The organism is Salipiger sp. PrR003 (assembly GCF_010500785.1).
GTDB classification, from domain to species: domain Bacteria; phylum Pseudomonadota; class Alphaproteobacteria; order Rhodobacterales; family Rhodobacteraceae; genus Salipiger; species Salipiger pacificus_A.
This window is the reverse complement of the sequence record NZ_JAAGOV010000091.1, coordinates 1-9187: the sequence shown is the minus strand read 5'-3', so window position 1 is coordinate 9187 and position 9187 is coordinate 1. Positions and strand designations below refer to the sequence as shown.

Below are 9187 nucleotides of genomic sequence, written 5' to 3'. Positions count from 1 at the left end.
GCCGCCCGCATATCTCTTCAGATATCTGCGATGTCAAAGAGCGTGAGAGACAAAACCAGACCAGTGCGCCCTAACTTTCGGCGCGCCCGCCTGCCCGTCTCTCGAATTTCCTGTCCGCCTCGTCTGCGCCGGCCCCGCGTTTCCGCGCGCCGCCGCCCCGTCTGGCGTCCCGCCGTGCGCCTCAGCGCCGCCGGTGAGGGGCCTTTTACGGATACCCCCCGGGGCCTGCAAGCGGATTTTTCCGAAGAGGCGCAAGTTTTTGCGAGATTCCTGAATAACTGCGCAATAACAACAAGATACGTTTCGATTTTTCTTCTTGGGCCCACCCAGATGCCGCGCTTCCCTTAGGTCCACCCGAGGCCGGAAACTCTCACCTGGGTCCAGATGTTGCGCGGCCCACAGGGTTACCCACATGCCTGTGCAAAAACCGCTGCGAGTCGCGTCCGAGGAGAGGCATGAAGATGCGCGCCCCACGCACAGGGCCGCCCTACCCTCTCGCCCCTCCGACCGTGCCGAGTCGGCCGAAGCTCCGTTTCTTCAGCCGCAGCGCCAGAAGCAGCACCGTCGCGCCGAGATAGAGGAGCGGCTCGATCTGGAATCCCTTGGCCAGCAACACGAAGTGCAGGGACCCAAGCAGGAGCGCCGGGTAGGTCAGCCAGTGGAGCTTGCGCCAGCGCTTGCCCAGGCGCCGGACCGAGAGATTGTTCGAGGTCAGCGCCAGCGGGATCATCAGGACAAAGGCCAGCATCCCGATGGTGATATAGGGGCGCTTGACGATGTCGGCCCAGATCTGCGCCGGGATCTGAACGTCGAGCACCAGCCAGACCAGAAGATGCAGGGTGATATAGAAGAAGGCGACCAGCCCCAGCGCCCGGCGGAAGCGCAGCAGGTTCAGACCGGCGTAGCGGCGCAGGGGGGTGATCGCCAAGACCAGCAGAAGGATCTGCAGCCCGAGCTCGCCCAGCTTGTGCTCGAGCGCGCGGATCGGCTCGACCCCCAGCCTTCCGGTGAAGCCGAGGTAGAGGAACCAGGCCACCGGCAGCGGTGCGATCATGTAGAGGAGCCAGGGCGGCAGGCGCCGACTTACGCTGTTGATCCAAATCACCATGGCTCAGAAACTCTTTGAGAGGTCCATGCCGTCATAAAGGGCAGCGACCTCCTGCTCGTAGCCGTTGAACATGAGCGTCGGCTTGCGCTTGGCAAAGAAGCCGCCACCGATCGGGCGCTCGGTGGCCTGCGACCAGCGCGGATGGTCAACTTGCGGGTTCACATTGGAATAGAAACCGTATTCGCGCGGGTTCGACTTGTTCCACGAGGTCGGCGGTTCCTTATCGGTCAGCGTGACTCTGACGATCGACTTGATCGACTTGAAGCCATATTTCCACGGCACCACCAGCCGCAGCGGCGCGCCGTTCTGGTTGGGGATGTCCTTGCCGTAGATGCCAGTGGCCAGCAAGGTCAGCGGATTCACCGCCTCGTCGAGCCGCAGACCCTCGACATAGGGCCAGTCGAGCACGGGGTAGGCAGTGCCGCGCATTTCCTCGGGACGGTAGAGGGTTTCAAAGGCGACATACTTCGCCCCTGACTGCACGCCCGCAAGCTCCAGCAGATCGGCAAGCTCGAAACCGTTCCACGGCACGACCATCGACCAGGCTTCGACGCAGCGGAAGCGATAGATGCGCTCCTCGACAGTCATCTTCGACAGGATGTCCTCGAGCGCGTAGTCACCGGGACGGTCAACCAAGCCGTCGATGGTCACCGTCCAGGGCTTGGTGGTGAGGGCACCGGCATAGGCCTTGGGGTCTTCCTTGCCGGTGCCGAACTCGTAGTAGTTGTTGTAGCTGGTGATCTCTTCCCAACTGTTGGGCTCAAGCGTCTCCGCCGCCTGGCTGCGCCCGGCGAGACCGGCGAGCGCGATCCCGGCCGCGCCGCCGATGATCTGCCGGCGGTTCAGCCAATGCGCCTCGTCGGTGACGTGATGATCCTTGAGATCGCCTTTCCAGCGGAACGCCATCGGATGTCCTCCTGCACATCTGCCCCGTAACGGGTTTCGAGCAAGCTAGCGGAGAACCGCCGATCCGCCAAACAAAGCGATCTCACGTTGCGGTGTCCCCTCTGTAACTTGGGCGCAGCTTGGAGAAGGGGATCGAGCTGCCGTCGGCCTGCACGATGCGCACGTGGCGGCGGCGCATCTGGCGTGGCTCGGAGACGCCGACGGAATGCGCGATGGTCTCGACCTCCTTGATCACCGCCTTGGCGTAATTGGCGACCTTCTTGTACTTGTCCTCGACCACGAGCCCCTTCTGCAGGCGCGGGTCGTGGGTGGTGATGCCCGTGGGGCAGGTGTTGCGGTTGCACTTCAGCGCCTGAATGCAGCCCATCGAGAACATGAACCCGCGCGCCGAGGTGACGAAGTCGGCACCGAGGCAGATCGCCCAAGCGACGTCGGCGGGGTTCACCAGCTTGCCGGCGGCGACGATGCGGATGCGTTCCTTCAGCCCGTAGCGGTCGCGCAGGTCGACGATGCGCGGCAGCGCCTCGCGGATCGGCATGCCGACGAGGTCGATCAGCGGCATGGGCGCGGCACCGGTGCCGCCCTCGCCGCCGTCGATGGTGATGAAGTCGGGGGCGCTTTCAGGGCCGCGCTCGACGATCAGCTGGAACATTCGCTCCCATTCGTCTGACGAGCCGATCACCGTCTTGAAGCCCACCGGCCGGCCCGAGACCTCGCGAATGTGCACGATCATGTCGAGCAGATCCTCGAAGGTGTCGATCTCGCGATGGCGGTTCGGAGAGATGCCGGGCTGACCGACCTTGAGCCCGCGGATCGCCGCGATCTCGGCGTTGACCTTCTCGCCGGGCAGGATGCCGCCCTTGCCGGGCTTGGCCCCCTGCGCCAGTTTCAGCTCGAACATCTTCACCTGCGGGCGGGCGCCCACCGCCGCCAGCTTGGCATCGTCGATATTGCCGTGTTCGTCGCGAATGCCGAACTTTGCGGTGCCGATCTGGTAGACCAGATCGCAGGCACCAAGCTCGTGGAAAGGCGCGAGCCCGCCCTCGCCCGTGTTCAGCCAGATCCCCGCCTCGGCAGCCCCGCGGCTCAGTGCCTCGACCGCCGGGCGCGAAATGGCGCCGTAGCTCATGCCGGAGATGTTGAAGATCGAGCGCGCCACGTAGGGAAGCTTGGCGGTCGGCCCGATCACCATGGGTTCCGTCACCGAGAACTGGTCGTCGAGCGGCGGGAAGACCGCATTCACGAAGATCGGCGTGCCGGGGATGTTGAGGTTGCGGGTCGAGCCGAAGGCGACGGTGTTATCCTTGCCCTTGGTGGCGTGGTAGACCCAGTCGCGCTGCGCGCGGTTGAAGGGCATTTCCTCGCGGTCCATGGCGAAGAAATACTGGCGGAAGAACTCGCCGAGCTTGGTGAACCAGCCGCGGAAGCGGCCGATGACGGGGTAGTTGCGGCGGATCGCGTCGCCGGTCTGGGTGGTGTCGATCAGGTACAGGAGTACCACTGCCAGCACTGCAAAGCCGATGGCCACTGTGAAGACCAGTGCCAGGATTTGCAGGAAGTACATTGCCGCGCCCATTATTCCCTCGGATGTCTGTAGAACGTGTCGGTTGTCGAAGCGGGTTCGGCGGCATCGTTACAACGCCCGGCAGAGGGGGCAAAGCGAGAAGGGCGCCGCGGGACGCCTGCGCGGCATGTTAGCGACGAAGCTGCGCCGCCCCGGTGCCGTCCAAGCGCGGCCGGGCCGCGCCTGGCGCCCTCTGGCATGCCCTTCACGCCGGGCTGACGCCACCTCACAAGCGCGAGACAACCACGCTCCACGCCCTGATCTCGGCAAAAGGGGGTGATCCGCCCCGACCTTCGCCGCGTAACCTTGGGTACATTCAATGCCGAACAGGAGGAGATCATAATGATCCGCATGACATCCGTTGCCCTCACCGCAGCCATGCTGACCGCCGCGCCCGCGCTGGCGGATTCGCACATGGGCAAGACCATCGTCGAGACCGCGCAGGACGCCGGGAGCTTCTCCACCTTGCTCGCCGCCGCCGAAGCCGCCGGGCTGGTCGGGACTCTGAGCGGCGACGGGCCGTTCACCGTCTTCGCCCCCACCGACGAGGCCTTCGCCGCCCTGCCCGAGGGCACGGTCGACACGTTGCTGATGCCAGAGAACAAGGACAAGCTGACCGCGATCCTCACCTACCACGTGGTGCCGGGCAAGGTGATGTCCTCCGACCTGACCAACGGCATGATGGCCGAGACGGTACAGGGCGAAAGTCTCGAGATCATGACCGAAGGCGGTGTCACCGTCGGCGGAGTCAACGTGACCCAGCCGGACATCGAAGCTTCGAACGGAGTTATCCACGTGATCGACGGAGTGCTGATGCCGCAGTGATCCCCCCACGCGGTGCCGGCACCTCTTCAACCCCGGTCGGCGCCCACGGCGTCAGCGAGGGGGCGCGGCAGCCAGCGCCGCGCCCCCTCTCATTTAGGGGCGCATCCCGCCCGCCAATGCGAAAGGCCCGCCGAAACGGCGGGCCTTTACTACGTGCGAGGCATGTCGCTCAGTGCACCACGGCGTCGTCCGGGCGGGGCCGGTTGCTGGCGCCGATGCGATCGCCGATGATCAGCCCGTCAGCCCCGGCACTCACCGGCACCGTGTCGCCGTCGTGGATGTCGCCGCCGAGGATCATCTCGGCCAGCGGATCCTGCAGCGCGCGCTGGATCACCCGCTTGAGCGGACGCGCGCCGAAGACCGGATCGTAGCCTTCCTCGGCCAGCCACTTCTTGGCCCCCTCGTCGAGCGTGAGGGTGACCTTGCGGTTCGCCAGACGCTTGAGCAGGCGCGCAAGCTGGATCTCGACGATGCCATCCATGTCCTCGCGCTTGAGCCGATCGAAGATGATCGTCTCGTCGAGCCGGTTGAGGAACTCGGGGCGGAAGTGCGCCCGCACCGCATCCATCACGTCGCGCTTGGCAGCGGCGCTGTCCGCCCCATCGGGCAACTGGCTGAGCGCCTGCGAGCCGAGGTTCGAGGTCAGCACGATCAGCGTCTGCTTGAAGTCCACGGTCCGGCCCTGGCCATCGGTCAACACGCCGTCGTCGAGCACCTGCAAAAGCACGTTGAACACGTCCGGGTGCGCCTTCTCGACCTCGTCGAACAGCACCACCTGATAGGGGCGCCGCCGCACGGCCTCGGTCAGCACGCCGCCCTCGTCATAGCCGACATACCCCGGAGGCGCGCCGATCAGACGGGCAACCGCGTGTTTCTCCATGAACTCCGACATGTCGATGCGCACCATCGCGCTGTCGTCGTCGAAGAGGAACTCGGCCACGGCCTTGGTCAGCTCGGTCTTGCCCACACCGGTCGGCCCGAGGAAGAGGAACGAGCCCAAAGGTCGGTTCTCGTCGTTCAGCCCGGCCCGCGCCCGGCGCACCGCGTTGGCGACGGCGCGCACCGCCTGGTTCTGGCCGATGACCCGCTTGTGCAGCCCGTCTTCCATGCGCAGCAGTTTCTCGCGCTCGCCCTCGAGCATCTTGCTGGTCGGGATACCCGTCCAGCGCTCGACGACCTCGGCGATCTGCTCGGGACGCACGGCCTCTTCGACCATGACGTCGCTCTCGGCGTTCTCGGCCTGCTCCAGCTGCTGCTCGAGCTCGGGGATCTTCCCGTATTGCAGCTCACCGGCCTTGGCGAAGTTGCCTTCGCGCTTGGCGATCTCGAGATCGGCGCGCAGCCGGTCGAGCTGTTCCTTGATGTCCCGCGCCGAAGCCAGCTTGTCACGCTCGGCCTGCCACTTTGCGGTCATCTCGGCAGAACGCTCTTCCTGCTCGGCCAGTTCGCGCTCGAGCTTTTCGAGGCGGTCCTTGGACGCCTGGTCATCCTCGAGCTTCAGCGCCTCGACCTCGATCTGCATCTGCAGGATGTTGCGGTCGATCTGGTCCAGTTCCTCGGGCTTGCTGTCCACTTCCATGCGCAGGCGGGAGGCGGCCTCGTCCATGAGGTCGATCGCCTTGTCCGGCAGGAAGCGGTCGGTGATGTAGCGGTGCGAGAGCGTCGCCGCGGCCACGAGGGCCGAGTCCGAGATCCGCACGCCGTGGTGCAGCTCGTACTTCTCCTTGATGCCGCGCAGGATCGAGATCGTGTCCTCGACCGTCGGCTCCTGCACCATCACCGGCTGGAAGCGCCGCGCGAGCGCCGGGTCCTTCTCGACGTGCTTGCGGTACTCGTCGAGCGTGGTGGCGCCGACGCAGTGCAGTTCGCCGCGGGCCAGCGCCGGCTTCAGCAGGTTCGAGGCGTCCATCGCCCCGTCCGCCTTGCCCGCGCCCACAAGCGTGTGCATCTCGTCGATGAAGAGGATGATCTCGCCGGCAGCGGTCTCGATCTCCTTCAGAATGGCCTTCAGCCGCTCCTCGAACTCGCCGCGGTACTTGGCCCCGGCGATGAGCGCGCCCATGTCGAGCGCCATCAGCCGCTTGTTGCGCAGGCTTTCGGGCACGTCGCCATTGACGATGCGCAGCGCGAGGCCCTCGGCGATCGCGGTTTTACCCACGCCGGGCTCACCGATCAGAACAGGGTTGTTCTTGGTACGGCGCGAGAGCACCTGCATCGAGCGGCGGATCTCGTCGTCGCGGCCAATGATCGGATCGATCTTGCCCTGCTCCGCGGCTTCGGTCAGATCGCGCGCGTACTTCTTGAGGGCATCGTACCCCTCTTCAGCATTGGCGCTGTCGGCCGTGCGGCCCTTGCGAATGTCGTTGATAGCCTCGTTCAGCTTCTGAGGCGTCACCGCACCGGCCTCCAGCGCCTCCTTGGCGCCGCTGCGCTCGATGGCGAGGGCCATGAGGACGCGCTCGACGGGAACGAAACTGTCGCCCGCCTTTTTCGCGATCTTCTCGGCCTCGTCGAGCACGCGCCCGGTCGCCGAGTCGAGATACACCTGACCGGCGTCGCCCGAGACCTTCGGCTGTTTCGCGAGTTTCTGATCGAGGGTTTCCACCACCCGCTGCGGCGCGCCGCCGGCACGGGTGATCAGGTTGCTGGCCAGCCCCTGGTCATCGTCCATCAGGGCTTTCAGCAGGTGTTCGGGAACCAGCCTCTGGTGGCCTTCCCGCATTGCGATGGTCTGCGCGGCCTGAATGAACCCGCGCGCACGTTCAGTGAACTTCTCCAAGTTCATGCTGTCTCTCCTTCACAAGCGCCCGTCTGGATTTGCCCCGCCTGACAAGCAGCACGGGAAGGTCACGGGCCTCGGGGTAAAGATGGGCGCAGACCCTGAACGGTTCAAGAACATCGCGGGTGAAAAAATGCCGCATCAGGGGGTTGGGCGCGAGCTTGATGCCGCGGTGCACATCGCTGCCGATCTCTTTGCCACATCCTCCCCCAAGACCTGTCTGCCCCAGTTGGCGCCGCCCAGCAAAGGGATGCAAGCCGCGGCCGGCGAGCGCGCACAATTCGACGATTTCCAGCCGATCGGCGCTGCGGGTGCCCGACCGGTACAGGCGGCGCCCCGCAAAGCGCGCGCTCCCCGATCCTGACCGCTAGAGACGCGGTCAGCCCGCCTGCCGGAGGTCGTCGATCATCGCGTCGATATCGCCGCGGCGCCTGTCGAGCATGGCGCCGATCTCGGTCCGCTCGGTGAGCAGCATGTTCACGCCCTCGACATACATGTTGTAAAAGCGTCCCGATTTCTCACCGACGAAGAAGCTCACCTCGAAGGGCGATTGCCCGCGCAGCTTGGCAACGGTGGCGACCTGGTAGGCGTTCTTCACTTTCTGCGTGCCGGAGACGGTGATCGCGCTGCCGATGAACTTGCGGAACTGCTTGCCGTACTTGCGCGCGGCGTACCCCTGGAAGGCGGCGGTGAAGGCCTTCTTCTGTGCCGGCGTGGCGCGGCGGCCATCGGCGCCCATGACGTAGGCAGCGATATAGGGCATGTCGCCGTAGCGCACGAAGATGCGCTCGAACTCGGCGATCATCGCGGCTTCGGACGCGCCCGAGGCAATCACCGCGTTGACGTCCCCGACCAGCCCCTGCACCAGCTTTTCCGCCTGCGCCGCGCTGGCCGCGAGCGCCACGCCCGGTAACGCCACAAACGCGGAGGCGCTCAGCGCCCCGGCAAGAAAGCCCCGCCTGCTCGTGAAATGCCCCATTAGAAACCCTCCGTGTCCATGGCCTCGGGATCGATGAACCCCGATCCCTCGATACTGTCATCGCCAAGCTCGTGCCGCCGCTTCTCGAGCCAGATCACCCGCGCCTGCGCGTAGCTGTCGGCGCTGCCCTCCATCACCGCATCGATCGCGTCGCCGTAGTCGCTGCGCTTGATCATCAGCTCGCCGAGCCGCGCGCCGTAGCGGACATAGCGCTGCGGCGAGGGGAGCGCATAGGCGAAGGGATCGGTGAAGAAATCGACGAAGAGACCCACCGTCTCGCGCTCGGTCGAGGGGCCGAGAACCGGCAGCTCCATATAGCCGCCCTCGGGGAAGCCCCAGACATAGAGCGTCTCCCCGAAGTTGCTGCGATCCTCAAGCAGACCCATAGGGCTGGCCACGTCCATCAGCCCGGCGATCCCCAGCGTCGCGTTGACCGAAAACCGCAGCGTGTTGCGCGAGGCGCGCAGCAGCCGCCCCTGCAGCAACTGATTCACCACGGTCTGCGGCAAGGCGACCGTATCGGAGAAATTCACCACCCCATTTTTGACAGGATCTGGCAGGGATTCGATGAATCCGGGCTCTCCGTCACCCGATAGGCGGGAATAAACCCTCTTATTAAAAGCATGTACGCGGCGATTGGCGGGTTCTTGCGGATCAAAGACACCGTCGCGTGTTTCGCCGGGTCCGGGAGTCGCGCATGCGGCGAGCCCCGTGATAAGTACCAAGCCCGCAAAAGCCCGAAAACCAGGAGCACGGCCGGTCAGCCCGGGAATTCTCATTAGGAAAAATCCGATCTTGATGTACAAGATCTTCCTACTTGCTATCGCGACGGACCCCAAGGGGCCTCGTATTTCCTGCTGGCCTCGTGTCGTGAGAGTAACATGAAAATTCTTCAAGTCTGCACCGCAGACGGGATATTCACAATTGGAGAGCGAAATAGCGCTCATGAAAAATAGAGTGAAAGACGCAGGGGCAGACGAGCTCGCATCTGTCCGCAAGCAAAGCCGACCCTACTATTGGTTCGTC

General features: G+C 64.9%; 8 protein-coding genes. 2 read left to right on the top strand and 6 right to left on the bottom strand.

Going from position 1 to position 9187, the window contains the following annotated elements; all coding sequences use genetic code 11:
* Positions 1-487: 487 nt before the first annotated feature.
* From msrQ to G0D83_RS27935, 3 genes are all read right to left on the bottom strand, one after another.
* Positions 488-1108, bottom strand: coding sequence for a protein-methionine-sulfoxide reductase heme-binding subunit MsrQ (gene msrQ / locus G0D83_RS27945; protein ID WP_203595109.1), 621 nt, complete (start codon positions 1106-1108; stop codon positions 488-490).
* A gap of 3 nt (positions 1109-1111) precedes the next feature.
* Positions 1112-2014 carry a protein-methionine-sulfoxide reductase catalytic subunit MsrP gene (msrP, locus tag G0D83_RS27940; RefSeq protein WP_164197770.1) on the bottom strand — a complete coding sequence of 301 codons (903 nt, stop codon included), beginning with the start codon at positions 2012-2014 and terminating at the stop codon, positions 1112-1114.
* A gap of 82 nt (positions 2015-2096) precedes the next feature.
* Entirely contained in the window at positions 2097-3590 is a 1494-nt protein-coding gene (locus G0D83_RS27935; protein ID WP_164197769.1) for an FMN-binding glutamate synthase family protein, read from the bottom strand.
* A 330-nt stretch (positions 3591-3920) separates the two neighbouring features.
* Between G0D83_RS27935 and G0D83_RS27930 the strand changes: the two genes are divergently transcribed.
* Complete coding sequence (locus G0D83_RS27930; RefSeq protein ID WP_203595108.1) at positions 3921-4403, top strand: fasciclin domain-containing protein; 483 nt, start codon at positions 3921-3923, stop codon at positions 4401-4403.
* 169 nt (positions 4404-4572) lie between these two features.
* Here the strand turns inward: G0D83_RS27930 and clpB are convergent, their stop codons facing one another.
* A complete protein-coding gene (gene clpB, locus G0D83_RS27925) occupies positions 4573-7188 on the bottom strand; it encodes an ATP-dependent chaperone ClpB (protein ID WP_164197768.1) in 2616 nt (871 codons plus the stop codon).
* Here clpB and G0D83_RS27920 point away from each other — a divergent pair.
* Positions 7169-7546, top strand: a complete 378-nt coding sequence (locus G0D83_RS27920; protein WP_164197767.1) for a hypothetical protein — start codon at positions 7169-7171, stop codon at positions 7544-7546. The genes clpB and G0D83_RS27920 overlap by 20 nt on opposite strands.
* A gap of 15 nt (positions 7547-7561) precedes the next feature.
* On the opposite strand, the gene G0D83_RS27915 is transcribed toward G0D83_RS27920, so the two are convergent.
* Both G0D83_RS27915 and G0D83_RS27910 read right to left on the bottom strand, forming a co-directional pair.
* Positions 7562-8161, bottom strand: coding sequence for a phospholipid-binding protein MlaC (locus G0D83_RS27915; protein ID WP_164197766.1), 600 nt, complete (start codon positions 8159-8161; stop codon positions 7562-7564).
* Positions 8161-8940 (bottom strand): VacJ family lipoprotein, encoded by a 780-nt coding sequence (locus G0D83_RS27910; RefSeq protein ID WP_164197765.1) that lies wholly within the window; start codon positions 8938-8940, stop codon positions 8161-8163. Before G0D83_RS27910 ends, G0D83_RS27915 begins: the two co-directional genes overlap by 1 nt.
* Positions 8941-9187 lie beyond the last annotated feature (247 nt).

Excerpts from the sequence above, each read along its gene's own strand:
- G0D83_RS27930 (WP_203595108.1), top strand. The coding sequence starts at position 3,921 with ATGATCCGCATGACATCCGTTGCCCTCACCGCAGCCATGCTGACCGCC.
- msrP (WP_164197770.1), bottom strand. The coding sequence starts at position 2,014 with ATGGCGTTCCGCTGGAAAGGCGATCTCAAGGATCATCACGTCACCGAC.
- G0D83_RS27910 (WP_164197765.1), bottom strand. The coding sequence starts at position 8,940 with ATGAGAATTCCCGGGCTGACCGGCCGTGCTCCTGGTTTTCGGGCTTTT.
- G0D83_RS27915 (WP_164197766.1), bottom strand. The coding sequence starts at position 8,161 with ATGGGGCATTTCACGAGCAGGCGGGGCTTTCTTGCCGGGGCGCTGAGC.
- msrQ (WP_203595109.1), bottom strand. The coding sequence starts at position 1,108 with ATGGTGATTTGGATCAACAGCGTAAGTCGGCGCCTGCCGCCCTGGCTC.
- G0D83_RS27935 (WP_164197769.1), bottom strand. The coding sequence starts at position 3,590 with ATGGGCGCGGCAATGTACTTCCTGCAAATCCTGGCACTGGTCTTCACA.
- clpB (WP_164197768.1), bottom strand. The coding sequence starts at position 7,188 with ATGAACTTGGAGAAGTTCACTGAACGTGCGCGCGGGTTCATTCAGGCC.